The organism is Cupriavidus sp. 01L43 (assembly GCF_056399925.1).
The window spans coordinates 82252-108401 of record NZ_JBFTSH010000003.1; the positions used below are offsets into that span (position 1 = coordinate 82252).

The 26150-nt window shown below is 67.8% G+C and carries 24 protein-coding genes; 11 read left to right on the forward strand and 13 right to left on the reverse strand.

From position 1 onward, the window contains the following. Positions 1 to 4: 4 nt before the first annotated feature. Positions 5 to 664 carry a LysE family transporter gene (locus tag AC1DP9_RS07275; RefSeq protein WP_441644587.1) on the reverse strand — a complete coding sequence of 220 codons (660 nt, stop codon included), beginning with the start codon at positions 662 to 664 and terminating at the stop codon, positions 5 to 7. 40 nt (positions 665 to 704) lie between these two features. Next, on the reverse strand, positions 705 to 1307 hold the full coding sequence (locus AC1DP9_RS07280; RefSeq protein ID WP_441591376.1) for a hypothetical protein: 603 nt from the start codon (positions 1305 to 1307) through the stop codon (positions 705 to 707). A 157-nt stretch (positions 1308 to 1464) separates the two neighbouring features. Between AC1DP9_RS07280 and AC1DP9_RS07285 the strand changes: the two genes are divergently transcribed. The 4 genes from AC1DP9_RS07285 (at position 1465) to AC1DP9_RS07300 (ending at position 5032) form a co-directional block, all read left to right on the forward strand. Beyond that, positions 1465 to 1938, forward strand: coding sequence for a thioredoxin fold domain-containing protein (locus AC1DP9_RS07285; RefSeq protein ID WP_477106941.1), 474 nt, complete (start codon positions 1465 to 1467; stop codon positions 1936 to 1938). A gap of 55 nt (positions 1939 to 1993) precedes the next feature. Continuing rightward, positions 1994 to 2533 (forward strand): TlpA disulfide reductase family protein, encoded by a 540-nt coding sequence (locus AC1DP9_RS07290; RefSeq protein WP_477106942.1) that lies wholly within the window; start codon positions 1994 to 1996, stop codon positions 2531 to 2533. Between the two features lie 84 nt (positions 2534 to 2617). After that, positions 2618 to 2800: a helix-turn-helix domain-containing protein gene (locus AC1DP9_RS07295; protein ID WP_477106943.1), complete on the forward strand. Its 183-nt coding sequence runs from the start codon at positions 2618 to 2620 to the stop codon at positions 2798 to 2800. A gap of 135 nt (positions 2801 to 2935) precedes the next feature. Then, positions 2936 to 5032, forward strand: coding sequence for an ATP-dependent helicase (locus tag AC1DP9_RS07300; protein WP_477106944.1), 2097 nt, complete (start codon positions 2936 to 2938; stop codon positions 5030 to 5032). 10 nt (positions 5033 to 5042) lie between these two features. Here AC1DP9_RS07300 and cmdF read toward each other — a convergent pair whose 3' ends face one another. From cmdF to AC1DP9_RS07320, 4 genes are read right to left on the reverse strand one after another with little or no spacing between them, the layout of a single operon-like run. After that, positions 5043 to 6659 carry a tyrosine 2,3-aminomutase gene (gene cmdF / locus AC1DP9_RS07305; protein WP_441644581.1) on the reverse strand — a complete coding sequence of 539 codons (1617 nt, stop codon included), beginning with the start codon at positions 6657 to 6659 and terminating at the stop codon, positions 5043 to 5045. A 60-nt stretch (positions 6660 to 6719) separates the two neighbouring features. Beyond that, entirely contained in the window at positions 6720 to 8039 is a 1320-nt protein-coding gene (locus AC1DP9_RS07310; RefSeq protein ID WP_092292109.1) for a sigma-54-dependent transcriptional regulator, read from the reverse strand. A gap of 27 nt (positions 8040 to 8066) precedes the next feature. Further along, positions 8067 to 10079, reverse strand: coding sequence for a sensor histidine kinase (locus AC1DP9_RS07315; RefSeq protein WP_477106945.1), 2013 nt, complete (start codon positions 10077 to 10079; stop codon positions 8067 to 8069). Between the two features lie 49 nt (positions 10080 to 10128). Then, complete coding sequence (locus AC1DP9_RS07320; RefSeq protein ID WP_092291566.1) at positions 10129 to 11415, reverse strand: dicarboxylate/amino acid:cation symporter; 1287 nt, start codon at positions 11413 to 11415, stop codon at positions 10129 to 10131. Positions 11416 to 11836: 421 nt separating this feature from the next. Here AC1DP9_RS07320 and AC1DP9_RS07325 point away from each other — a divergent pair, with 421 nt between their 5' ends. From AC1DP9_RS07325 to AC1DP9_RS07355, 7 genes are all read left to right on the forward strand, one after another. After that, entirely contained in the window at positions 11837 to 12157 is a 321-nt protein-coding gene (locus AC1DP9_RS07325) for a (2Fe-2S) ferredoxin domain-containing protein (RefSeq protein WP_092291564.1), read from the forward strand. 98 nt (positions 12158 to 12255) lie between these two features. Beyond that, complete coding sequence (locus AC1DP9_RS07330) at positions 12256 to 12900, forward strand: alpha/beta hydrolase (RefSeq protein WP_477106946.1); 645 nt, start codon at positions 12256 to 12258, stop codon at positions 12898 to 12900. A gap of 43 nt (positions 12901 to 12943) precedes the next feature. Next, complete coding sequence (locus AC1DP9_RS07335; protein WP_092291560.1) at positions 12944 to 14137, forward strand: D-alanyl-D-alanine carboxypeptidase family protein; 1194 nt, start codon at positions 12944 to 12946, stop codon at positions 14135 to 14137. Positions 14138 to 14162: 25 nt separating this feature from the next. Next, on the forward strand, positions 14163 to 14468 hold the full coding sequence (locus AC1DP9_RS07340; protein WP_477106947.1) for a YbeD family protein: 306 nt from the start codon (positions 14163 to 14165) through the stop codon (positions 14466 to 14468). Positions 14469 to 14472: 4 nt separating this feature from the next. Beyond that, positions 14473 to 15666, forward strand: a complete 1194-nt coding sequence (locus tag AC1DP9_RS07345) for a class I SAM-dependent rRNA methyltransferase (RefSeq protein WP_477106948.1) — start codon at positions 14473 to 14475, stop codon at positions 15664 to 15666. Positions 15667 to 15964: 298 nt separating this feature from the next. After that, complete coding sequence (locus AC1DP9_RS07350) at positions 15965 to 16942, forward strand: NAD(P)H-dependent flavin oxidoreductase (RefSeq protein WP_441591379.1); 978 nt, start codon at positions 15965 to 15967, stop codon at positions 16940 to 16942. 132 nt (positions 16943 to 17074) lie between these two features. Further along, positions 17075 to 17485: a YbaN family protein gene (locus AC1DP9_RS07355; RefSeq protein WP_477107089.1), complete on the forward strand. Its 411-nt coding sequence runs from the start codon at positions 17075 to 17077 to the stop codon at positions 17483 to 17485. Here the strand turns inward: AC1DP9_RS07355 and AC1DP9_RS07360 are convergent. The 7 genes from AC1DP9_RS07360 to AC1DP9_RS07390 form a co-directional block, all read right to left on the reverse strand. Continuing rightward, positions 17476 to 18726, reverse strand: coding sequence for a phenylacetate--CoA ligase family protein (locus AC1DP9_RS07360; RefSeq protein ID WP_454756762.1), 1251 nt, complete (start codon positions 18724 to 18726; stop codon positions 17476 to 17478). The two genes, AC1DP9_RS07355 and AC1DP9_RS07360, sit on opposite strands and share 10 nt — an antisense overlap. Before the next feature lie 20 nt (positions 18727 to 18746). Next, positions 18747 to 19562, reverse strand: coding sequence for an ABC transporter ATP-binding protein (locus tag AC1DP9_RS07365; protein WP_477106949.1), 816 nt, complete (start codon positions 19560 to 19562; stop codon positions 18747 to 18749). Positions 19563 to 19641: 79 nt separating this feature from the next. Continuing rightward, positions 19642 to 20979, reverse strand: coding sequence for an ABC transporter substrate-binding protein (locus AC1DP9_RS07370; RefSeq protein ID WP_092291547.1), 1338 nt, complete (start codon positions 20977 to 20979; stop codon positions 19642 to 19644). A 59-nt stretch (positions 20980 to 21038) separates the two neighbouring features. After that, entirely contained in the window at positions 21039 to 22115 is a 1077-nt protein-coding gene (locus AC1DP9_RS07375) for a branched-chain amino acid ABC transporter permease (protein WP_092291545.1), read from the reverse strand. Positions 22116 to 22135: 20 nt separating this feature from the next. After that, positions 22136 to 23050, reverse strand: a complete 915-nt coding sequence (locus AC1DP9_RS07380) for a branched-chain amino acid ABC transporter permease (protein WP_092291543.1) — start codon at positions 23048 to 23050, stop codon at positions 22136 to 22138. A gap of 15 nt (positions 23051 to 23065) precedes the next feature. Continuing rightward, complete coding sequence (locus AC1DP9_RS07385) at positions 23066 to 23986, reverse strand: ABC transporter ATP-binding protein (RefSeq protein WP_092291541.1); 921 nt, start codon at positions 23984 to 23986, stop codon at positions 23066 to 23068. 13 nt (positions 23987 to 23999) lie between these two features. After that, positions 24000 to 25964 carry an AMP-binding protein gene (locus tag AC1DP9_RS07390; protein WP_477106950.1) on the reverse strand — a complete coding sequence of 655 codons (1965 nt, stop codon included), beginning with the start codon at positions 25962 to 25964 and terminating at the stop codon, positions 24000 to 24002. Positions 25965 to 26150 lie beyond the last annotated feature (186 nt).

A 26150-nucleotide genomic window follows, 5' to 3' on the forward strand; every position in this document is an offset into this window, starting at 1 on the left:
GACTTCAGGCCGGATGCCGGCGCACGAAGAACAGCGCCGTGCCCACGGCCACCAGCACGCCGCCGAAGAAGCGGTTCTGCCAGCGCACCGCGCGGGCGTTGCGGAACAGGCCCTGCATGCGCGAGGCCAACAGCGCGTAGCCGTGCATGACGACCAGATCCACGCCGCACATCGTCGCGGCCAGGATGGCGAGCTGCGGGCCGAGCGGATGGGTCGGGTCGATGAACTGCGGCAGCACGGCCACCATGAAGATGATCCCCTTTGGGTTCGTCACGTTGGTCAGCAGACCCGTGGCGAACCGGCGGCGGCGGCTCATCACGGCGACGCGCGCGCGGCCCGGGGCGCCCTCGCCATCAACATTGCCTTCCCCCTGCGACTCGACCTTGGCCCGCCATTGCTGGATGCCGAGGTAGATCAGGTAGGCCGCGCCGATGGTCTTGACCACCACGAACGCCTCTTCGGAGGCCAGCAGCAGCGCGCCCAGCCCGCCGCCCGCGATCAGCAGGATGATCACCAGGCCCGTTTGCAGGCCCATGATCGTCGTCGTTGTCTTCTTCAGCCCGTACGAGAGCCCGTGGCTCATCGACAGCACGGCGCCCGACCCCGGCGAAATCGCGATCACCCAGCACGCGGCGAAATACGCCAGCCACACTTCCCAACGCATCTTGTTCTCCTTGGAACGTCAGTCAACTCACAAAAATCGGTCAGAACGGATGGAATCCGGTCAGAAACTGCTCCACCTGCTCGGCCTGCCGCGCGTCACGGGCGGCGTCGCCCGACTCGAGCACGACGGCCTGATACGCGCGCGTGCCGGACGCCACCAGCCGCGCGGTAAGCCTGCGCGGCGATTTGTCCTGCGGCGAGACGCCGGTTACGGTCAGCTCCACGCCCTCCAGCGCCACGGGCGGCTTGGCGGCCGACGTCACCGTGATCGCGCGCGTGCGCGCCGGGGCCTCGGGATGGGCGCCGAGGTTGGCCACGAGGCCGGCCTGCATCGACGCCAGCGCCTCGCGGCGCAGCGCGGCGTCATCGGCGGGCAGCGTGACCACGCCCACGGCGAACAGCGTGTCGTCGATGCGGGACGCTTCCATCGTCATCGGCAGCTTGCGCCCGGCAATCGCCACGTCACGCGCGGCGCTGGTCGGCTTGCCGGGATAGAGCGCGGCGTACCGGCCATCGTCGGACAGGATGGTGCGCCAGTCATAGCGCGGCGAGCAGCCGGCCAGCGCCGCCAGCAGCACGAGGACAAGGGACGGCAGGATGGCGTGGGGAAGCGAACGGAGCGGTCGGCGGGGTTGGCGGAGCATGGAGAACATTCTTATCAGGCGACGGGGCTGACGGGTGCGTCTTTGACCACTCGCACGCCCGCTGGCGCAAGCCGGTATTATCCGGGAAGCCGCGCGCGACCGCTCGTCGCCGCATCGATTTTCTGCGAGTTTCGCCCCGAGTTTGGCCCCGTCTTCTATGCGTCCACGCCTGTCCACCCTTCGTGCCCTGCCCTGGCTCGCGACCCTGCTGCTGGCCAGCGGCGCCGCCAACGCGGCGGGCCACCTGCCTGCCGTGACCGACGTGGCCGCCCAGGCCGCCGCCGCCGCCAAGGCCGGCGAGCCGCTGGTGGTGCTGGTCAGCCTGCCCGGCTGCAGCTACTGCGAGACGGTGCGCCGCAACTACCTCGCGCCGCAGGCCGCCGCCGGCGAGATCGCCGCGCGGGAAGTGGACATGACCGCCGACACGCCGATGCGCGACATCGACGGCACCATGACCACCGCCAAGAAGTGGGCGCGTGCTCACAATGTGTCCGTGGCACCGACCGTGCTGTTCCTCGACGCCAACGGCCAGCCCGTGGCCAACGCGCTGCTGGGCTTGCAGGGCGATTTCTACGGCGCCTACCTGGAGCAGGCGCTGGACACCGCGCGCGCCAAGATCGCCCGGAAGTAGAATAGCGACGTTCTTCGACGATTTTCCGCCGATCCATCTCACGGGACTGCCTCCCATGTCTGACTCCACCGTCTCCACCGCACCGAAGCGCCGCCCGATCGTGCCGATCGCCGTCGCCGTGGTCATCCTCGCCGTGCTCGGCTTTTTCGGCTTCCGCGCGCTGGCGCCGGCCAGCACCGTACCCGCCGCCACCTTCACGCTGCTCTCGGGCGAAAAGGTCAGCACGGCCGACCTCAAGGGCAAGGTCTACCTGATCAACTTCTGGGCCACGAGCTGCACCACGTGCGTCAAGGAAATGCCCGACATGATCAAGACCTACCAGCAGTTCAAGGACAAGGGCCTGGACTTCGTGGCCGTGGCGATGAACTACGACCCGCCGATGTACGTCGCCAACTTCGCCAAGACCCGCGACCTGCCGTTCAAGGTGGCGATGGACTCCGACGGCAYGGCCGCCAAGGCCTTCGGTGACGTGCAACTCACCCCGACGACCTTCGTGGTCGACAAGAACGGGAAGATTCTCAAGCGCTACGTCGGCGAGCCCGAATGGGAGTCGCTCCACAAGCTGCTCGACGGCGCGCTGGCCAGCGCGGCCTGAAGCGCCCAAACGTCCGCCGTCGGCGGACATCGCTGACTGACAGAAGGCACCCCATGTGGGTGCCTTTCTTTTTTTGCGATCGGCATGGCAGAGGACGACTTCACGGCAGCCGAAGCGGCGGAATATCTTGAGATCTCGATGGCCACCTTCCGCCGCTTCGTGCGCGATTGGAAGCTGACTTCGCATGCAACGGTCGGCCGTAGCCAGTTATTTTCCGTAGCGGATCTGAAGGCATTCAAGCGGCAACGCAAGGCGATCAAGGGCTGATTCCCCAGGACGCCGGCGAATTGCGCCCAGCACCGCACTCTTGTGTTGTGGGGCCCTCACGACCCGCTTGCCTCCCCAGGCTGTATGGATATACAGTGAGCGCCAGAATTTTCTCAGCCGCCCCTGCCCCTGCCCGTGTCCCCGGATCCTGTTCTCGAAGCCGACGCCCCCGACGTCCCTGCTGACGTCCCTGCCTACCTGACCCGCCTGAACCCGGAGCAGCGTGCGGCGGCGTCGCATGCCGGGGATGCGCCGCTGCTGATCATTGCCGGCGCCGGCTCGGGCAAGACCAATACGCTGGCGCATCGCGTGGCGCACCTCGTGCTGGGCGGGGCCGATCCGCGGCGCATCCTGCTGCTCACGTTCTCGCGCCGGGCTGCCGCCGAGATGGGTCGCCGTGTGGAGCGCATCGTCGATCAGGCGCTGGGCACCAGTACCGGGGCGGGCCGGGCCGCGCTGCAATGGTCGGGCACCTTCCACGCCATCGGCGCGCGGCTGCTGCGCGAGTACGCCGAAACGCTGGGGCTGGCGCCCACCTTCACCATCAGCGACCGGAGCGACTCGGCCGACCTAATGCACGTGGTGCGGCACGACCTCGGCCTCTCCGAGCAGGCCTCGCGCTTCCCGCGCAAGGAAACCTGCCTCGCGATCTATTCGCGCGTGGTCAACACCCAGCTCCCGCTGGAAGTGATCCTCAAGACGCAATTTCCCCGCTATGCGATGTGGGCGGACGCGCTCAAGGCCCTGTTCGCCGGCTACGTGGCCGCCAAGCAGAAGCAGCAGGTGCTCGACTACGACGACCTGCTGCTCTACTGGGCGCAGGCGCTGATCGAGCCGTCGCTGGCGCAGGACATGGGCGCGCGCTTCGACCACGTGCTGGTGGATGAATACCAGGACACCAATGCCTTGCAGGCGTCGATCCTGCTCGCGCTGAAGCCGGACGGGCGCGGCCTGACCGTGGTCGGCGACGACGCCCAGTCGATCTACGCGTTCCGGGGCGCCACCGTCCGCAACATCCTCGATTTTCCGCAGCATTTCTCGCCGCCCGCGCATCAGGTAACGCTGGCGCAGAACTATCGCTCCACCCAGTCGATCCTGGCCGCCGCCAACGCTGTGATCGGGCTGGCCGCAGAGCGGTTCACCAAGGATTTGTGGTCGCTGCGCGAGTCGGCCGAGAAGCCGGGCGTGGTGGTGGTCAACGATGAAGCCGATCAGGCGCGCTACGTGGTGGAGCAGGTGCTGGCGCGGCGCGAGGCCGGGCTGACGCTGATGGCGCAGGCCGTGCTGTTCCGCGCGGCCGACCACAGCGCGCAGGTCGAGATCGAACTGGCCCGCCGCAACATCCCGTTCGTGAAGTTCGGCGGCCTGAAATTCCTGGAATCGACCCACGTCAAGGACGTGATGGCCGTGGTGCGATGGCTGGAGAATCCGCGCGACCGCATGGCCGGCTTCCGCACCCTGCAGTTGCTGCCCGGCGTGGGCCCGAAAACCGCCGCGCGCGTGCTGGAGGGGCTGGAAGCGGCCACCGAGCCACTGCTGGCGCTGGAGGCCTTCGAGCCGCCGCCCGCCGCCGCGCCGGCCTGGGCCGAGCTGATCGCGCTGGCGCGCGGGCTGATGGCGCCCACCTCGCCGTGGCCGTCGGAGTTCGAGCAGGTGGTGGCGTGGTACCTGCCCCATCTGGAGCGGATTCACGACGATGCCGCCGCGCGGCAGGCCGATCTCCAGCAAATCGAGCGGATTGCGGCCACCTATGCCTCGCGCGAGCGCTTCCTGACCGAGCTGACGCTCGATCCGCCGAGCGCGTCCAGCGATGAATCCGGCGTGCCGTCGCGCGACGAGGACTACCTGATCCTGTCCACGATCCATTCGGCCAAGGGCCAGGAGTGGAAGGCGGTCTACGTGCTCAATGCGGTGGATGGCTGCATGCCGTCCGACCTCGCCACGGGCACCACGGAAGAAATCGAGGAAGAACGCCGGCTGCTCTATGTGGCGATGACGCGCGCCAAGGACCACCTCGACATCGTGGTGCCGCAGCGCTTCTACGTCCATCAGCAGGTGGGATTTGGCGACCGCCACGTCTACGCGTCGCGCACGCGCTTCCTGCCGAACCGGGTGATGCCGAACTTCTACAGCCGGTCCTGGCCGCCCCCGCCGATGCCCGGCGACGCGCCGGCCAAGGCCCCCCTGCCCCAGGTGGACCTGGCCAGCCGCATGCGCGATATGTGGAAGTAGCCAGCCGGGATCAGACGAGTTCGATGCCGGCCTGCCGCACCACGTCCAGCAAGGCGCCGTCGCGCAGCAGCGCGGCCACGGCCTCGATGTCATCGGTCATATAGCGATCCATCGCCAGGAACGGCACGCGTGTCCGCACGAAGTGGAACACGGCGCGGCCCGCCGGCGCCAGTTGCTCCACAGCGCCGGCCAGTTCGGCGGCCTGGCACGCGGCCAGCAGCTCGATGGCGAGGATGTACTGGTTGTTATCGAGGATGCGGCGCGCGTTGCGGGCCGCGATCAGCCCCATGCTCACCACGTCCTGATTGTCGCCATTGGACGGCACGCTCTGGATGCTGGCCGGGCTGCAGATCGTCCGGTTCTCGGCGATCAGCGCCGTCGCCGGGTACTGCGCGCCGGCAAACCCGCACGACAGCCCCTCGTTGGCGGCCGCCAGGAAGGCCGGCAGGCGGTTGTTCAGGTGCGGGCTCAGCAGCCGGTTCAGGCGGCGCTCGGACACCACGCCCAGCTGCGTCGCGGCGATGGCGAGGAAGTCCATCGCGAACGCCACCTGCTGGCCGTGGAAGTTGCCGCCGTGGAACAGCGCGCCATCATCGAAAAACAGCGGGTTGTCGTTCGACGAATTGAGTTCACGCTCGACCACCGTGGCGCAATGGTCCAACGTGTCACGCACGGCGCCGAGCACCTGCGGGATGCAGCGCAGCGTGTAGGCCTTCTGGATAAAGACGCCGGTGCCGGTGTTCTTCTCGTCGCCGGCGCGCGTCTTCATCTCGGCGGACAGCTCGCCATGACCGGCCAGCCGGTCGGAATCGGCCAGCAGCGCGCGCATATTGGCGGCGGAGCGGATCTGGCCCGGGTGCGGCTTGGCGATGTCGTGGCCGTGGGCCATGAAGGCATCGGCGGAAGCGGACAAGCCCTCCAGCGCCAGCGCGGCGATGATCTCGGCCTGCGTGATCTGGGCGCGCAGCGTCTCCAGCAGCAGGCAGGACACGCCGGTCATGGCCGAGGTGCCGTTGATCAGCGCCAGCCCTTCCTTGTAGGCCAGCGCGATCGGGGCGATGCCATGCTCGCGCAGCACCTCGGCAGTGGGCGCGGTGCCGCCATCGGCGGTCAGGACCTTGCCTTCGCCGATCAGCGTGATCGCCACGTGCGAGAGCGGCGCGAGATCGCCACTGGCGCCGAGCGAGCCCACCTGCGGCACGGCCGGCGTGATGCCGGCGTCCAGATACTTCAGCAGTTGTTCGATGACCAGCGGGCGCACGGCCGAGTAGCCGCGCGAGAGCGCGTTGGCGCGCGCCACCATCATCGCCCGCACTTCGTCGCGCGAGAACAGCGGGCCGACGCCGGCGCAGTGGCTGCGCAGCAGGTTTTCCTGCAGCGCGCGGCCGTGCTCGATATCGACCCAGTTATGGACCAGCTCGCCGAAGCCGGTGGAGACGCCGTAGATCGGCACATTGGCCGACGCTACCTGCTCGAAGCGCGCGCGGGCTTCGCCCACCTTGTCGAGCACGGCGCCCGGCACTCGACCGGGGCGGCGGCCACGCGCCACGTCGACAACGGCGGGCGCGGTAAGGTGATGGCCGTCGATGTCGGCGGCAGGCAAGGCGGAGCGGGTGACTTCGGACATGGGGCGGATCAGCAATCACAGGGGCGCACGAGGCGAAGGGCCCCGAGTGTACCAAGCCCGTTACAGTCCGTAGCGCTTGATCTTGTCGTACAACGTGGCCTTGCCGACCTGCAGCAGATCCGCCGCCTGGCTCACCGCGCCGCCGGTGCGCGCGAGCGTATCGGCGATCACGGCGCGCTCGTAGTGCTCCATGCGCTCGCGCAGCGGTGCGGAGTCGTCCGCGACGTCCGGCTTGCCGCTCACGCCTTCGGGCACGCCCAGCACCAGCCGGTCCGCCGCGTTGCGCAACTCGCGCACATTGCCGGGCCACGGGCGCTGCATTAGTGACTGGCGCTGCATCTCCGAGAGGATCGGCGCGGGGCGCTGGTAGCGCACGGCCGCCACCAGCATGAAGTGCTCGAACAGCGGCACGATGTCCTCGCGGCGGTCGCGCAGCGGCGGCAGCGGAATCGTCACCACGTTGAGCCGGTAGAGCAGATCCTGGCGAAAGGCGCCCTGCGCTACCAGCCCCTCCATGTCGCCCTTGGCCGCCGCCACGATGCGCACGTCGATCGGCACCGAGGTGTTCGACCCCAGCCGCTCCAGCGTGCCCTCCTGCAACACCCGCAGCAGCTTCACCTGGAGCGCCAGCGGCATGCTCTCGATCTCGTCCAGGAACAGCGTGCCGCCCGACGCATGCTCCAACTTGCCCACGCGGCGCTTGCCCGCGCCGGTGAAGGCGCCGGCCTCGTGGCCGAACATCTCGCTCTCGAAGATCGCCTCGGGCACCGCGCCGCAATTCAGGGCGATGAAGGGCGCGTCGCGCCGGGTGGACAGCGCGTGGAGGCTGCGCGCCACCAGTTCCTTGCCGGTGCCGGTTTCGCCGTTGATCATCACCGGCACATCGGTGGGCGCCACGTTGGCGATCAGGTCGCGCACGCGCGCCATCGCCGCCGAGCGGCCGATGATGCGCGTGCCCGCCGCCGGGCCCGCCAGCTGGCGGCGCAGCGCCACGTTCTCCAGTTCCAGCGCGCGGCGTTCGAGGGCACGGCGCACGGTGTCGGTCAGGCGGTCAGCCCCGAACGGCTTCTCGATGAAGTCGTAGGCGCCTTCGCGCATGGCCTGCACGGCCATCGTGATGTCGCCGTGGCCGGTGACGAGGATCACCGGCACGCCGGGCGCGGCGTTGCGGCAGTGGTGCAGCAGGTCGAGCCCGCTCGCGCCGCCCAGCCGCACATCGGTCACCAGCACGCCGGGAAAGTCGGCGCTGAGGTGCGGCATGGCCGCCTCCGCCGAGGGCAGCGCCAGTACCGCGAACCCGGCCAGTTCCAGGCTCTGCGCCGTGGCCTGCCGCACCAGCGGCTCATCCTCCACAAACAGCACGCGCAATCCGTCTTGCATCGCCATCCCTTATTCCTGCTCGCCTTCTCAGGCAGTGGTGGCGGGCTGGTACGCCCGCCGCAAAGTCACCACGAATTCAGCGCCGCCGCCATCCGCGTTCTGCGCCGCCAGCTGGCCGCCGAACTCGCGCACGATCGACGAGGAAATCGCCAGCCCCAGCCCGAGCCCCTGGCCGATCTCCTTGGTAGTGAAGAATGGCTCGAACAGGCGCGGCAGCACATCGGGCGCAATGCCGGGGCCATTGTCGCGCACGGACACGCTCACCGCCTCGGGGGCGACGTACACCGTAATGTCGATGTGGCCGGCCTGCCGCGCTTCCGGTCCCTCGCCGGCAATCGCGTCCAGCGCATTGCCGACCAGATTCAGCAGCACCTGCTCCAGCTTCAGTTCGTCCGCCCAGACGGCGATCTCGGCGCCGTCGGCCCCTTCGGTCTCATCGCCCTCCAGCCCGCGCACGGTCAGCCCCACGCCGGCCAGGCGCGGCGCCATCAGTTGCAGCACGTGGTCGATGGCCGCGCGCACGCGCACGGCGTGGCGCCGGGGCCGCGCCTTGCCGGCGAACAGCTTGAGCTGGCCGGTGATCTTGCCCATGCGGGTGGTGAGATCGGCGATGGCGCCGAGGTTGCCGGTGGCGGCGTCCAGCTGGCCGCGCTCCAGCAGCACGCGGGTGTTGTCCGAGAACGTGCGCAGCGCGGCCAGCGGCTGGTTCAGCTCGTGCGTGATGCCGGCGGCCATCTGCCCCAGCGCGGCGAGCTTGCTGGCCTGCACGAGTTCGTCCTGCGTGGCGCGCAGCTCGCCTTCGGCGCGGGTACGCTCGGCCACCTCGGCTTCGAGCTGTTCGTTGATCGCCATCAGGTCGGCCGTGCGGGCCTCAACGCGGCGTTCGAGTTCGTCATAGGCCGCTTCGAGCATGCGGCGGCTGTATTGCATGTCGCGCGCGCGCTGGCGGCGCTGGCGCAGGTTCACCAGCAGCAGGCCGACGCAGGCGTAGGCCAGCGCCGCGCCCACGGTGGCACCGCGCGCGCTGGCCAGCACCGGGTCCAGCGGCGCCATGACCTGCATGGTCCAGCCGGCCGGACCGACATCGCGGCTGATCTCCAGATAGCGGTCGCCCCGGTCGGCGGTGAGCCCGATGCCGCCGGCCGGGCTGCCGGCCTCGCCATCGGCGCCCAGCCGCACCAGCCGCGCGTTCTCGCCCAGCACGGTGTCGCCGAGCCAGCGCGTGACCGGCGAATCCAGCGCCAGCAGCGGCAGCGGCGTGACCGCCTGGTCGTGATACTGGCGGGTGTTGTGCAACTCGGCCTGGAGTTCGGGCGGCAGCGTGCGCAGCGTGCGGTACTGCCAGGCCGGCACGGATGAGAGGAAGATCACGCCGTGGTCGTCGGCCACCATCAGCGGCTCCGCCCGGCCCGCGCCGGCGCGCTGGAACCACTCCAGGTTCAGCTTGACCACCGTCACGCCGATGACCTTGCCGCCCGACTCGATCGGCTGGGCGATGTAGTAGCCCGGTTCGTCGCTGGTGATGCCGATGGCGTAGAAGCGGCCCACCTCGCCCCGCGCCGCGCGCTGGAAGTACGGCCGGAAGCGGTAGTCGGTGCCGACGAAGCTGCCCGGCTCGCCGTGGTTGCTGGCAGCCAGCGCCATGCCATTGGCGGCAATCACATAGGTGGCGGAGGCGCGCGCTCGCCGGTTCACATCGACGAGATAGTCATTGACCGCGGCAATCCGTGCGGGGTCCTGGGGGGCGGCCAGCAGCGCGCGCACCGAGGGGTGCAGGGAAACCAGCGCGGGGAGGAATTCGTAGCGGTCGAGCGTGGACTCGAGCGTGGCGGCGTAGCGCTCGGCGCGCATGGCCGTGGATTGCTGCAGCGCGGAGATCCCGCGCTGCACCGACAGCAGCCAGGTCAGCCCGCAGAGCAGCAGCAGGCCGGCCAGCAGGGCGCCGGCAAAGCCATACCAGCGCGGGCCGGGTCCGGGCGCATGCACGGAACCCGGCGCCGCAGGGTCATGTACGGCTAGAAAATCGTCGGAATGAGGCATCGGCGCGCACGAAGGGTCTCGCGCCGATGATACCCGTTGCCGGGACAGGTCAGCGGGCCGCGTCGGCCAGTCCGACGGTGTCATCTTCGCCACGCAGCACGCGGTTCAGGCGGGCACGGTCCAGTTCCTTTTCCCAGGCCGAGACCACCACGGTGGCCACGCCGTTGCCGATGATGTTGGTCAGCGCGCGGCATTCGCTCATGAAGCGGTCGATGCCGAGGATCAGCACCATGCCGGCCACCGGGATGGTCGGCACCACGGCCAGCGTCGCCGCCAGCGTGATGAAGCCCGAGCCGGTCACGCCGCTGGCGCCCTTGGACGTCACCATGGCCACGGCCAGGATCGTCAGCTGCTGGAGCAGCGTCAGCTCGATGCCGGTCGCCTGGGCGATGAAGACCACCGCCATCGTCATATAGATATTGGTGCCATCCAGGTTGAACGAGTAGCCCGTGGGCACCACCAGCCCCACCACCGATTTCGAGCAGCCCAGGCGCTCCATCTTCTCCATCAGGTGCGGCAGCGCGGCCTCGGAGGAGCTGGTGCCCAGTACGATCAGCAGTTCTTCCTTGATATAGGCGACGAAGCGGATGATCGAGAAGCCCGTGAACTTGGCCACGGTACCCAGCACCACCAGCACGAACACGATGGCCGTGAAGTAGAACGTGCCGATCAGCTTCAGCAGCGGCACCAGCGAGCCCAGGCCGTACTTGCCGATGGTGAACGCCATGGCGCCGAACGCGCCGATCGGGGCCACCTTGGTGATCACGTGGACGATGTGGAAGAACACCTTCGAGACCTGGTCCACCATCTCATGCACGATCTTGGCGCGGTCGCCCAGCACCGCCAGGGCCGAGCCGAAGAACAGCGAGACCAGCAGGATCTGCAGGATGTCGCCATTGGCGAACGCGCTGAAGACCGTGTCCGGGATGATGTGCATGAAGAACTCGGTCGTGCTCTGGCCGTGGGCCTTGGACACGTATTGCGAGATCGACTTGGTGTCCAGCGTGGCCGGATCGATGTTGAAGCCCACGCCCGGCTTGAGCGCGTGCGAGGCCAGCAGGCCGATCAGCAGCGCGAAGGTCGAGACGATCTCGAAATACAGCAGCGCCTTGCCGCCCACGCGGCCTACCTTCTTCATGTCGCGCATGCCGGCGATGCCGGACACCACGGTACAGAAGATGATCGGGCCGATGATCATCTTGATCAGCTTGATGAAGGCGTCGCCCAGCGGCTTCATCTCCACGCCTGTGTCGGGCCAGAAATGGCCCAGCAGGATGCCCACGGCAATCGCGAACAGCACCTGCACGTACAGGATCTTGTAGAAGGGTTTCCTCATGATGTCGTCCTCGGTGTTTTTTGACCGGTGCCGGGCGCTCGGGGCGCCCGCGATGCACGCCTGGCGGATTGCGGCGCGTCTGAAGGTAACTATTTGCAACAGACGTGCCACCGAGGCACTTGTCCGCAAGCCATTGATTTGGAATGACTTTCGATTTTCCGGACGGCCGACGGGTCCGACTTTCCGGAATTCCGGACTGGACCGCTCCGGGTTTCCGGAAGCCGATGCGGCGCGGGGATCGCCTTGCAAGGGCATATCGCGTCACATTTAGCCGGATTGCCCGATGCAGCAGGGCCCGATCGCCCGCCCCATTCCGGAAATCCGGGCAGCCCCGCATGGCGGAACGCGGAGTCTGACGACGTATAATTCCGTGCTTCCCTAACGCCATCGACGCATCGCGCCCCCGCGAGCGCGCCCGAGCATGAGCAGCTACTACCAACACCACGTCTTCTTTTGCCTGAACGAGCGCGACGACGGCAAAGCCTGCTGCACCGACCACAATGCCAAGGCGATGCAGGAATACGCGAAGAAGCGTTGCAAGCAGCTTGGCATTTCCGGCGCCGAAGGCCGCGTGCGGATCAACAAGGCCGGCTGCCTGAACCGGTGTGAACTCGGGCCCGTGCTGGTGGTCTACCCCGAGGCCGTCTGGTACACCTTCGTCGACGAGCAGGACATCGACGAGATCATCGACAGCCATCTGGTGAACGGCAAGCCGGTCGAACGCCTGATGCTCGACCGCTGATCCGCCTCCGCCGTGCCCGCCGGGTCCGCCCGGTTTTTTTGTTGCCCGGTTTTTTTGTTGCCCGTCTTCGTCCCGCTTTCACTCCTGCTCCTGCCACCATGAACGCGCATACCCAGGTCACCACGATTCCCGGCCCCGTCGGCACCATCGATATCTCGATCGACCTGCCGCAGGGCGTGCCCGTGCGCGGCCTGGCGCTGGTGGCCCACCCGCACCCGCTGTTCGCCGGCACCAAGGACAACAAGGTGGCGCAGACGCTGGCGCGCACCTTCGTCGCCCTCGGCTACGCCACGGTGCGGCCGAACTTCCGCGGCGTGGGCAACTCGGCGGGCGAGCATGACCAGGGCATCGGCGAGCAGGACGACCTGCTGGCCGTGGTGGACTGGATGCGCACCCAGACCGCGTGGTCCCCGGACGCCGCCACGCTGCCGCTGGCGCTGGGCGGGTTCTCGTTCGGCAGCTTCGTGCAGACGCACGTGGCACGGCGGCTGGCCGAGGCCGGCACGCCGGCGCAGCGCCTGGTGCTGGTGGGAACCGCCACCAGCCGCTGGGACGTGGCGCCGGTGCCGGCCGACACCATCGTCATCCATGGCGAGCAGGACGAGACCGTGCCGCTGGCCAGCGTGCTGGACTGGGTCCGGCCGCAGGAACTCCCGATCATCGTCATTCCTGGCGCCGACCATTTTTTTCATCGCAAGCTGCATCTGATCAAGCAGCTTGTCGTCAACGCGTGGGACCGGTGATCCGTCCCGTCCGCGCAACCCTCATCCGTTGGAATTCGCACCTATGAACAGAGCCACGCCGCGCTTCGCGTCCGCCCTTGCCCCCGTCGCTATTGCCGTTACTGTCGCGCTCGCCGCCCCTGCCGCCGTGCTGGCGCAGGGCGTGCCGACCCCGCAGGTCGCCGCCAAGTCCTGGATGCTGTACGACGTGACGAGCGGCCAGGCGCTGGCCTCGCAGAACGCGGACCTGCGCATCGAGCCGGCCTCGCTGACCAAGATCATGACCGCCTACCTGGCCTTCCAGGCGGTCAAGGAAAAGCGCCTGACGATGGACCAGACCGTGGTGCCGACCAACGTCGTGCTGAAGGTGAAAAGCGACGAATCGCGCATGTTCATCGAGCCGAACAAGCCGGTCAGCGTGCAGGACCTGCTGATGGGCCTGATCGTCCAGTCCGGCAACGACGCCGCGCTGGCGCTGGCCGAGGCCGTGGGCGGTTCCGAGGAAGGCTTCGTGGCGATGATGAACCGCGAGGCCCAGCGCATGGGCCTCAAGGGCACGCACTTCACGAACACGGACGGCATTCCCGACCCGGAGCACTACACCACGGCGGTGGACCTGGCCACGATGACCACGCGCCTGATCAAGGACTTCCCCGAGTACTACGGCATGTACTCGCAAAAGGAGTTCACCTATAACAAGATCAAGCAGCCGAACCGCAACCGCCTGCTGTACATCGACCCCACCGTGGACGGCGTGAAGACGGGCCACACCAAGTCGGCCGGCTACTGCCTGATCTCGTCGGCGCAGCGCCCGCTCGCCAACGTGCCGAACGGCAACCGCCGCCTGGTGTCGATCGTGATCGGCACCACCAGCGAGCAGGTGCGCACGCAGGAAAGCCTGAAGATCCTGAACTACGGCTTCCAGTTCTTCGACACCCTGCGCCTGTACGACAAGGGCCAGGTCCTGGCCACGCCCGAGATCTACAAGGGCGCCGCCGGCACGGTCAAGATCGGCGTGTCCAACGAGACCTTCGTCACGGTGCCCAAGGGCACGGGCAGCCGCCTGAAGCCGGTGCTGGAGCGCCAGGAACTGCTGCTGGCCCCGATCGCGGTCGGCCAGCAGGTCGGCACGGTCAAGCTGATGGACGGCACCACGAAGGTGGGCGAGTTCCCGGTGGTGGCGCTCGAGGACGTGCCCGAGGCCGGCTTCTTCGGCCGCCTGTGGGACACCATCCGCCTCTGGTTCAAGCGCAAGTAATCCGCACACACGCGAGAGCACGAACATGACGACCGATTCGAACGATGGTCAGCAGCCCGGCGGCATTCCGCCGCAGGCCTCGCTGATCGAGTACCCGAGCGACTTCCCCATCAAGGTCATGGGCGCGATGCAGGACGGCTTTGCCGAGGCGATCGTGACCCTGGTGCAGGACTTCGACCCGAACTTCCACGCCGGCAAGATGGAGATGCGTCCGTCGCGCAACGGCAATTATCTGGGCCTGACCGTGACGGTCTGGGTGACCAGCCGGGAACAGCTCGACGACCTGTACCGCGCGCTGACGTCGCATCCGATGGTGAAGGTGGTGCTGTAAGCGCATGAACGCCATCACGCTCAAACCGGGCAAGGAAAAGTCCCTGCTCCGCCGCCACCCCTGGGTGTACGCCACCGGCATCGCCTCGACCGAGGGCCGGCTGGAGTCCGGCACCACGGTGGTCATCCGCGCCGCGGACGGCCGTTTCCTGGCACGCGGCGCCTACAGCCCCGAGTCGCAGATCCGCGCACGGGTGTGGACGTTCGACGAGAACGAGCCGGTCGACCACGCGCTGTTCAAGCGCCGCGTGGCCGCCGCGGTGGCCCATCGGCGCCAGTGGGTGCGCGATACCGACGCGGTACGGCTGATCTTCGGCGAGGCGGACCGCCTGCCCGGGCTGGTTGTCGACTATTACGGCAGCGGCGACAAGGGCCAGCTGGTCTGCCAGTTCAATTCGGCCGGCGTGGAGCAGTGGAAGGAGGCGCTGGTGCAGGCGCTGGTCAAGGAGACCGGCTGCCCGAATGTCTACGAGCGCTCCGACGCCGCCGTGCGCCAGCGCGAGGGCCTGCCGCTGGTGACCGGCGTGCTGGCTGGCGCCGAGCCGGACCCGGAGCTGTCCGTGACCGAACACGGCGTGCGCTACTACGTGGACGTGCGCAACGGCCACAAGACCGGCTTCTACGTCGACCAGCGCGACAACCGCAAGCTCGTCGGCGATCTGGCCGAAGGGCGCGAGGTGCTGAACTGCTTCTGCTACACGGGCGGCTTCTCGCTGGCCGCGCTGCGGGGCGGCGCCACGGCGGTGACGTCGATCGACTCGTCGGGCGAGGCGCTCAAGATCGCCGCGAACAACGTCACGCTGAACGGCTTCGACGCTGAACGGGCGACCTGGCTCGACGCCGACGTGTTCAAGACGCTGCGCGAGTTCCGCGCCGAGGGCCGCCAGTTCGACCTGATCGTGCTGGACCCGCCCAAGTTCGCCCCGTCGGCGCAGCACATCGACCGCGCCGCGCGCGCCTACAAGGAAATCAACCTCGTCGGCATGCAGCTGCTGCGGCCGGGCGGCCTGCTGTTCACGTACTCGTGCTCGGGCGCCATCAGCATGGAACTGTTCCAGAAGATCGTGGCTGGCGCGGCCACCGATGCCCGCTGCGACGCGCGCATCCTGCGCCGGCTCTCGGCGGGCACCGACCATCCGATGTCGGCGGCCTTCCCGGAAGGGGAATACCTGAAGGGCCTGCTGCTCGAGAAGGTGTGAGAGGGGCCGAGGGCGCCCGGGCACCCCGGTATAAACCCTCGGTTTTGACTTCTGACGGTCATATTCACCGTCTATGCTTCGTCTCGCGGTGAGGCATTGGCAGGTGTCTCACTGCCTCTTCTTATCAGTCTTCGTGGTAATTGCCCCGCCTACCCGGCGGGGCATTTTTTTGTCCGTCTCTCCTGGCGGAATGGAAGCGGGCCTCTAGGCCGGGCGACGGTCCGGGCGGCGCCATCCGGAGCGAAAGTCCCTATAATCGAACGATCGTTCAATTTGCGACCCGATCAGAGGAGACCCCATGCCCGCCGCCACGACCTTGCCGCCGATCCTGCAGAACCTGGCCCTGCCCGTCATCGCCTCGCCGATGTTTATCGTCAGCTATCCGGAACTGGTGCTGGCGCAGTGCAAGGCCGGCATCGTCGGCTCCTTCCCCGCGCTCAACGCACGCCCGGCGGAGCTGCTCGACGAATGGCTCACGCAGATGCAGGAGGACCTGGCCGCGTTCCAGGCCGCAAACCCGGGCAAGCGCGTCGGCCCGATCGCCGTGAACCAGATCGTCCATGCGTCCAACGCGCGGCTGGAGCACGACGTGAAGGTCTGCGTCGACCACAAGGTACCCATCTTCATCACCTCGCTGCGCGCGCCGGTCAAGGAAATGATCGATGCCGTGCACAGCTATGGTGGCATCGTGCTGCACGACGTGATCAGCCTGCGCCACGCCGAGAAGGCCATCGAGGCGGGCGTGGACGGCCTGATCCTGGTGGCGGCTGGCGCCGGCGGCCATGCCGGCATGCTGTCGCCGTTCGCGCTGGTGGGCGAGGTGCGCAAGATCTTCGACGGTCCCATCGCGCTGTCCGGCTCCATCGCCACCGGCGACGCCGTGCTGGCCGCCCAGGCCATGGGCGCCGATTTCGCCTACGTGGGCACGCGCTTCATCGCCTCGCAGGAAGCCCACGCGAGCGCGGAGTACAAGCAGTCGATCACCAGCGCGGCGGCCTCGGACATCGTCTACACGAACCTGTTCACGGGCGTGCACGGCAACTACATCCGCGAGAGCATCAGCAATTCGGGGCTCGACCCGGACAACCTGCCCGTGGCGGACAAGACCAAGATGGACTTCTCGAGCGGCAGCTCCAAGACCAAGGCGTGGAAGGACATCTGGGGCGCTGGCCAGGGCGTGGGCCAGATCGAGGACATTGCCACGGCCGGCGAGATCATCGCGCGCATGAAGGAAGAGTACGACGCCGCGCGCGCTCGGCTCGGACTGGTACGATAGGGGCGTTTTTTCGCCCCCTTCGTCCCTTTTGGTCTTCCTTTGCACCCGACCGACTCCGAACGCCCCGCCGGCGACACCCGCCGGCCCCGCTCCCCAGGCAACGCCAGCGACGCGCTCACGCACCGTGAGCGCGTGATCCGGGCATTCTGGGTCACCTGCGGCGTCGTGTCGCTGGTGCTCGGCTTCATCGGCATTTTCCTGCCGCTGCTGCCCACCACCCCGTTTGTCCTGCTGGCGGCCGCCTGCTTCGCGCGCGGCTCGGAGCGCTTCCACGACTGGCTGATCTCGCACCCGCGCTTCGGCCCGCTGGTGCGGGACTGGCAGGCGCATCGCAGCATTCCGCTGCGCGCCAAGTGCCTGGCGCTGTCGATGATGTGGATTTCGATGGGGACCACCGCCTGGCTGCTGCGCGGGCGGCCGGTGTCCTCGCTGACGCTGCTGGCGGTGGGCGCCGCCGTGACCATCTGGATGGTGCGGCTGCCGACCCGGCCCCGGGGTGGGTATGGTGAGGCGGCGGAGCCGCCCCAATCCCCTCAGTCGTAACTGCGCGCGTCCTCGATCACCTTGCCATCCTGCGGCAGCGACCCTGCCGCCACGAAGCGCACCTCGCCACGCAAGCGCATGACGTCGCGGATCGAATCGGCAATGGCGTGCGCCAGGCCGTCGTCCTCGCGCGTGGCGTCGCAGTGCAGCGTCATGGTGTCCGCGCCGACCATGCCGGTCACCACCAGCCTTGCGGCGCGGATCTCGGGATGGCGGCGCACCACATCCGCCACCTGCCCGGGATGGACGAACATCCCCTTGACCTTGGTGGTCTGGTCCGCGCGCCCCAGCCAGCCCTTGAGCCGGATATTGGTGCGCCCGCATGGGCTGGCGCGGTGCGAGGAGTCGCTGACGATGGCCGACAGGTCGCCCGTGCCGAAACGGATCAGCGGATAGTCGCCGTTGCCGAGCACCGTCACCACGACCTCGCCGGTCTCGCCCTCGGGCATCGGCTGCGTGCCGCCCGGCTCGACGATCTCCACCAGCACACCTTCATCGACCACCCAGCCGTCGCCGCCCTCGGTTTCGTAGGCGATCAGCCCCACGTCGGCGGTGCCGTACATCTGGCGCACGCTCACGCCATGGTCCTGCAGCCATGCGCGCAGCGGCGGCGGGCAGGCTTCGCCGGTGACTAGCGCCTTCGACAGGCTCGCGCACGGCATTCCCAGCTCGGCGCCCCGCTCGATCAGCAGCTTCAGGAACGATGGCGTGCCGGCATAGGCGGACGGCTGCAGCGCCGCCATGGCCTGCACCTGCGATTCGGTCTGGCCGACGCCCGCCGGGAACACGCAGCAGCCCAGCCGGTGTGCGCCCGATTCCATCATCATGCCGGCCGGCGTGAAGTGGTACGAGAAGGTGTTGTAGACCAGCTCGCCGGCGCGGAAACCGGCCGCGAACATGGCGCGCGCGATGCGCCACCAGTCATCGGCATGGCCGTCCGGCTCATGGATCGGTCCCGGCGACTGGAACACATGCCGCAGCCCGCCGATGGGCGTAGCGTTGAGGCCACCCAGCGGCGGCGCGGTGCGCTGGCGGGCGGTCAACTCCGACTTGCGCGTCACCGGCAGCGCCGCCAGCGCGGCGCGGGAGGTGAGGTCGCGCGGGTCCACATCGCACAGCACCTCGGCGAAGTAAGGCGCGTGGGCCTGCGCGTGCGCCACCTGGCGCGCGAGGGCGGCCAGCAGCGCGGCCTCGCGCTCGGCCGGCGTGCGCGTTTCCAGCGAATCGAAATAGTCAGCCATGGTGCGGGAGGGGTAGGAATTCAGGCCAGCCAGCGCTTGCGGCGCCGATAGCTCTTCACATCGCGGAACGACTTGCGCGCGGCACCATCGGCATCGTTGGCGGCCACGCCCAGGTAGAACTCCTTGACGTCCTCGTTGGTGCGCAGCGATTCGGCCTCGCCGTCCATGACCACGCGGCCGTTCTCCAGGATGTAGCCGTAGTCGGCGTAGCGCAGCGCCACCATCGTGTTCTGCTCGGCCAGCAGGAAGCTGACCTTCTCGCGCGTGTTCAGGTCGCGCACGATTTCGAAGATCTCCTCGACGATCTGCGGGGCCAGGCCCATGGACGGCTCGTCGAGCAGGATCATCGCCGGCTTGGCCATCATCGCCCGCCCGATCGCGCACATCTGCTGCTCGCCGCCCGAGGTATAGCCAGCCTGGGACTTGCGCCGCGTCTGCAGGCGCGGGAAGTAGGTGTAGATCCTCTCCAGCTCGTGGCGCGTGTCTGCGCGCGACAGCCCGCGCGTGTAGGCGCCGGTGAGCAGGTTTTCCTCGATGGTCAGGTGGGCGAAGCAATGGCGCCCCTCCATGACCTGGATCACCCCGCGCTTGACGAGGTCGTTGGGCGTGAGCTGGTCCACACGATTGCCGCGATATTCGATGGAGCCCTTGGTCACGTCGCCGCGCTCGGCGTGGAGCAGGTTCGAGATCGCCTTGAGCGTGGTGGTCTTGCCGGCCCCGTTGGCGCCGAGCAGCGCCACGATGCGGCCTTCGGGCACCTCCAGCGAGACCCCCTTGAGCACCAGGATCACGTGGTCGTAGATGACTTCGATGTTGTTGACGGATAGCAGGGACATGGATGGACACCTCAAATGCCGCTGGTTTTGCGCTCCCCTCTCCCGCTTGCGGAAGAGGGGAGACAACCGCAGGCCGCGCTTACGACTTCGCGCAGGCCGGCGTAATGCCCTTCTCCTTCGCGTACTGCGCCGCGTTGGCCTTGAACAGCGGGTGGATCAGCGCCTTGTTGCCCTCGATCCAGTCAGACACCACCACCCACTTGGCGCCATCCCACTGCTGGATCTTCACCTTGCCGGAGCCCTCGTGGTTGTCGCAGCTGGTCTTGATCTCGGGCAGCAGGCCGGTGGCACCCAGCTGCTGCAGGCGCGCGTTGGTCACGTTCAGGTTCTCGAAGGCCCAGCGCATCTGGTCGCCGGACATCATCTTGCCCTTGCCGAACTTGTCCTGCGCCACGCGGATCGCCTCCACAGTCACCACGGCCGCCGAAACGCCGCGGTTATAGAGCACCGAGCCGACCTTGTTGCGGTCCTGCATATTGCCCTTGCCGGCGCCGTACACCACCTTGTCGATGTCGGCGATTAGCGGCACGTTGCGGCCCGCCACGTTCCACGTCGCGCTCATGTAGCCCTTGGCGGCGTCGCCGGCCGGCACGGTGTCTTCCTCGGAACCAGCCCACCAGGAGCCGATCATCTTGTCGCGCGGGAAGCCCACCTTCTGCGCCGCCTTCAGCGCGGTCTGGTTCATCACGCCCCAGCCCCAGAAGATCACGTAGTCCGGATTCTCCTGGCGGATCTTGAGCCACTGCGCGCCCTGCTCGTTGCCGGGGTGCGCCACCGGAATCTCCACCAGGTTGAACTTGTTCAACCGCGCCTCCGCCTGCAGGGCGACGATCGGCTCCTTGCCGTAGGCCGAGTCGTGGTACAGGTAGACGATCTTCTTGCCGTTGAGCGAGCCGCCGCTCTTGGTGGCCAGGTACTTGACGATGGCCGACACCTGCATCTGGTACGTGGTGACCAGCGGGAACGCGTACGGGAACACCGAGCCGTCCACGGCGTCCGTGCGGCCGTAGCCCATCATCACCAGCGGCACCTTGTCGGCGGCGGTCTTGTCGACCAGTGCGTAGGAGATGCCGGTGGACATCGAGTGGTACGCGGTGCCCTTGGTCGTCGCGTTCTTCGACTTGAGCCGCTCGTAGCACTCCACGCCCTTGGCGTTGTTGTACTCGGTCTCGCACTCTTCCCAGCTCAGCTTCACGCCGTTGATGCCGCCATCCTTGAGGTTGACGTAGTTCAGGTAGTCGATGAAGCCGCCGTAGAACGACTGGCCGTTGGCGCCGTAGGGCCCCACGCGGTAGCTCGGCAACGCCACGAACTGCTCGTTGGCCTGCGCCAGCGCCGGCAGCGACGGCGCCAGCAGCGCCGCCGCCACGCCAACCACCAGGGCGGCGCGCTGCACATTGCGAATCAGGGTTGTCATGACAGTCTCCTTGACCTTTCGCCTCGTAGACGGGCGTTGTTATGGGCTACGACGATGAATCAATGCGGGAACGGCCAGAGCCGCAGCTTCTCCTTGGCGATCTGCCACAGCCGCGCCAGCCCGTGCGGCTCCACGATCAGGAAGAAGATGATCAGCGCGCCGAACACCATCAGCTGGATGTGCGACACCGTGGCGTTCGTGAACGGCAGGTGCAGCAGCGCGGCCAGGCCGGGCAGCACGTTGTCGAGGAAGATCGGCAGCAGCAGGATGAACGCGGCGCCGAGGAAGGAGCCGAGGATGCTGCCTACCCCGCCGATGATGATCATGAACAGGATGCGGAACGAGAGGTCGAGCGAGAAGCCGTCCGGCTCCACCGAGCCGAGGTAGCAGAACGCATAGAGCGCGCCGGCCACGCCGCAGTAGAACGAGCTGACCGCGAAGGCGAGCAGCTTGGTGCGCATCAGCGGAATGCCGATGACCTCGGCGGCCACGTCCATGTCCCGCACGGCCATCCAGGCGCGGCCGGTGGCCGAGCGCACCAGGTTCTTGGCGACGAAGGCCAGCACCGTGACGAAGGCGAGCACGAACAGGTACTTGCGCACCGGGGTGTCGATGGTGAAGCCGAACAGGTCCAGCCGCTGCGCCGTGATCACGCCCGACGAGCTGTTGTTCGACAGCCAGGGAAACTTGGTCAGCGCCCAGACCACGAAGAACTGCGCCGCCAGCGTGGCCACGGCGAGATAGAAGCCCTTGATCCGCAGCGAGGGCAGCCCGAACGCCACGCCCACCAGTGCCGCCGACAGCCCGGCCAGGAGGAAGGTGGCCAGCACCGGGATGCCTTCGATCCGCAACTGGAAGTTGTACGCCGCGTACGCGCCCACGGCCATGAAGGCCGCCGTGCCCAGCGAGAGCTGGCCGGCGTAGCCGGTCAGGATATTCAGCCCCAGCGCCGCGAGCGAGAAGATCAGGAACGGGATCAGGATCGCGTTGAACCAGTATTCCGAGGCGGTGAACGGCACCGCGACGAAGGCCACTGCCATCAGCACGGCAAAACCGATGCGGTCCTGGCGGATCGGGAAGATCTGGCTGTCGGCGATGTAGCTGGTCTTGAACTGCCCGGCTTCACGATAGAGCATGGTGTCGGTCTCCGGACGGGTTACACGCGGTCGATGTGCTTCTCGCCGAACAGCCCTTCGGGCCGCACCAGCAGGAACAGCAACGCGAATACATAGGGGAACCAGCCTTCGATGCCGCCGAAGTTGCCGCCGAACATCGCCTGGAACACGGGCGGGATGTAGATCTCGGCCAGCTTCTCGGAGGCGCCGATGATCAGCCCGCCGACGATGGCCCCCGGCACCGAGGTGAAGCCGCCCAGGATCAGCACCGGCAGCGCCTTGAGCGCGGTCAGCGTCAGCGCGAACTGCACGCCGTTGCGGGAGCCCCAGAGCATGCCCGCCACCAGCGCCACGAAGCCGGCCACGCCCCAGACGATCGCCCAGATGTGCTGGAGCGGAATGCCGAGCGAGAGCGCCGCCTGGTGGTCATCCGCCACCGCGCGCAGCGCCCGCCCCACCTTGGTGTACTGGAAGAACAGCGCCAGCGCGGCCACCAGCACGGCGGCAATCGCGGCGGCGGCCAGGTCGAACTTCGAGATGACGATGTTGAAGCGGGTGAGGATGGCCTCGATCGGCTCGTCCACGATGCCGAGGTTGATCGGCCGCACCTCGTTACCGAACAGCAGCGGCCCGAGCCCTTCAAGGAAGAACGACAGCCCGATGGTCGCCATGAACAGCGTGATCGGTGGCTGGTTGACCAGCTTGCGCAGCACCAGCCGCTCGGTGCTGATGCCCACGATGATCATGACCACGAAGGCGCCGATGAACGCCGCCCACATCGGCATGCCCTTGTCCATCAGCCCCACCACGGCCAGCGCGGCGAAGTAGACCATCGCCCCCTGCGCGAAGTTGAACACGCCGGACGCCTTGTAGATCAGCACGAAGCCCAGCGCCACGAGCGAGTACATCAGCCCGGAGAGCAGCCCGCCGATCAGGATTTCGAAGAAAAAGGTCATGATGGGGTCCGATGCTCAGTGCGAGGTGCCGAGGTAGGCGCGAATCACGTCGGGGTTGGCCTTGACCTCCTCGGGTGTGCCGTCGCCGATCTTCTTGCCGTAGTCGAGCACGACCACGCGGTCGGAGATGTCCATGACCACGCCCATGTCGTGCTCGATCAGCACGATGGTGGTGCCGAACTGCTGGTTCACGTCGAGGATGAAGCGGCACATGTCCTGCTTCTCTTCCACGTTCATGCCGGCCATGGGCTCGTCCAGCAGCAGCATCGACGGCTCCGCCGCCAGCGCGCGCGCCAGCTCCACGCGCTTCTGCAGGCCGTACGGCAGGCGCCCCACCGGGGTCTTGCGGATGGCCTGGATCTCGAGGAAGTCGATCACCTCCTCCACCTTGTGCCGGTGCCGGATCTCCTCGGCGCGCGCCGGGCCCCACCACAGCGCGTGCGCGAACAGGCCGGTGCGGAACTGGGTGTTGCGGCCGGTCATGATGTTGTCCAGCACGGTCATGCCCTTGAACAGCGCGATGTTCTGGAACGTGCGCGCGATGCCCTGCCGCGCGGCGGCGGTCGGATGCATCTGGCGCCGCTCCTCGCCCCGGAACACGATGCGGCCCTGCTGGGGGTGATAGACGCCGTTGATCACGTTCAGCATCGAACTCTTGCCGGCGCCGTTCGGGCCGATGATCGCGCGGATCTCGTGCTCGCAGACATCGAACGAGATGTCGGTCAGCGCCTTCACGCCGCCGAACGCGAGCGAGATGTTCTGGAGGTCCAGGATCACGTCGCCGCGCGTGCGGGTGTGCAGGGTGGAGTCCGGCTCCAGCGCGTCGCCGGTGCGGAGCCCCTCGTGCTGCACGCCATCGGCGTGCCCCGGCGCGGTGATCGTGCCTGCCGGCGCCATCGTGCCCGTGGCGTCCACGCGCCATGCCATCTGCGTCATGCCATTCCCCTGTTCATGCCGCGCGCGCGCCGCCCGTGGGCGGGAAACGCTTGACGTCCACCAGCTTCAGCGTGGCCGAGACACTGCCCTCGCGACCATCCTCGAACTTCACGCGCGTCTCGATGAACTGCTCGGGCTTGCCCGCGTACAGCGCCTCGACCAGCACCGCGTATTTCTCGGCGATAAAGCCGCGCCGCACCTTGCGCGTGCGCGTCAGTTCGTCGTCGTCCGGGTCCAGTTCCTTGTGCAGGATCAGGAAGCGCGCCACCTGCGAGCCGGCCAGCATGGCGTCCGCCGCCAGGTCGGCGTTCACCTGTTCCACACATTCGGCGATCATCGCGATCACTTCCGGCTGGGCGGCCAGGTCCACGTAGCCGGCATAGGCCAGGTGGCGGCGTTCGGCCCAGTTGCCCACCGCATCGAAATCGATGTTGATGAAGGCGCAGACCGATTCGCGGTCCGTGCCGAAGGCCACCGCCTCCTTGATGTACGGGAAGAACTTGAGCTTGTTCTCGATGTACTTCGGCGCGAACATCGACCCGTCGGCCAGCTTGCCGACGTCCTTGGCGCGGTCGATGATCTTGAGGTGGCCGTCGGCGTCGATCACGCCGGCGTCGCCGGTCATGAAATAGCCCTCGTCGTTGATGGCTTCCCGCGTGGCGTCGTCGCGCTTGTAGTAGGACTTCAGCAGCCCTACGCCGCGCACCAGCACCTCGCCGTTCTCGGCGATGCGGATCTCCATGCCCGGCGCGGCCGGGCCGACCGAGTCGAACTTGACCTGCCCGTCCGGCTGCAGGCACACGTAGGCGCAAGTCTCGGTCTGGCCGTAGAACTGCTTCAGGTTCACGCCGATGGAGCGATAGAAGCGGAACAGGTCCGGGCCGATCGCCTCGCCAGCGGTGTAGCCCACGCGGATGCGGCTCATGCCTAGCACGTTGCGCAGCGGGCCGTAGATCACCCATTCGCCCAGCGCGTAGCGCAGCCGGTCCGCCAGTGGCACCGGGCGCTTGTCGAGGATGTCCGCGCCGCAGCGGCGCGCCACGCCCATCGCCCAGTCGTACAGGCGGCGCTTGACCCAGCCAGCGTCCTCCATGCGGATCATCACCTGCGTCAGCAGCCCTTCATAGATGCGCGGCGGGGCGAAGTAGTAGGTGGGGCCGATCTCGCGCAGGTCCGTCATCACGGTCTCCCGCGACTCCGGGCAGTTCACCGTGAAGCCCGCGACCAGCGCCTGCGCGTACGAGAACAGGTTGTCGCCCACCCAGGCCATCGGCAGGTAGGAGAGCACGTCGTCGGCGGGGCCGAGCTTGTCGAACTGGCAGCCGTTGCGCGCCGCGCCGATCAGGCCGCCGTGCGAATGGCAGACCCCCTTGGGCTTGCCGGTGGTGCCGGAGGTGTAGAGGATGATCGCGGTGTCGTCGGGCTGGCCGGCCTGCACCTGCTCATCGAAGAATCCGGGGTGCGCGGCATCGTACTCGCGGCCGATCTCCTGGAGGCGTTCGTAGGAGAGCAGCGAGGGATGGTCGTAGTCGCGCAGGCCGCGCGGGTCTTCGTAGATCAGATGACGCACGGCGCGGCCGCGCGCGGCGAGCTGGGCCTCCACCTCGAGCAGTTTGTCCACCTGCTCCTGGTCCTCGACCACGGCGAATTCGATCTCGGCGTCTTCCAGCACATAGACCATCTCGTTGGCGATGGCGTCCTGGTAGAGCGGCACCGGCACGCCGCCGAGCGCCTGCGCGGCGGTCATCGCCCAATAGAGACGCGGGCGGTTGTCACCCACCACGGCCAGGTTCATGCCCCGCCGGAACCCAAGCGCGGCCAGCCCGCAGGCGAGCGCGCGGACCTCGCGCGCGGCTTGCGACCAGCTATATGTCTGCCAGATGCCGAGATCCTTCTCGCGATGGGCCGGATGGTCCGGCCGCTGCGTGGCGTGCGCCAGCAGGCATCGCGGGAAGGTCGTTGCCGACGATTCCTGCATCGCTGTCTCCTCTCCCCCAGGGGGCGTAGGGGCCACGCCGGGTATCAAGCCGCCGGACCGGTCGCTATACTGGGCGCCAAGCGGCGCTTCTCGCACCGCATCATGCCGCCAGGCCTTGTGACATCAGGCCGGGCCGGTTCCGTAGTGATCGTAAGATAGCCGATGCCATCCCCCCGGGTTGTCACG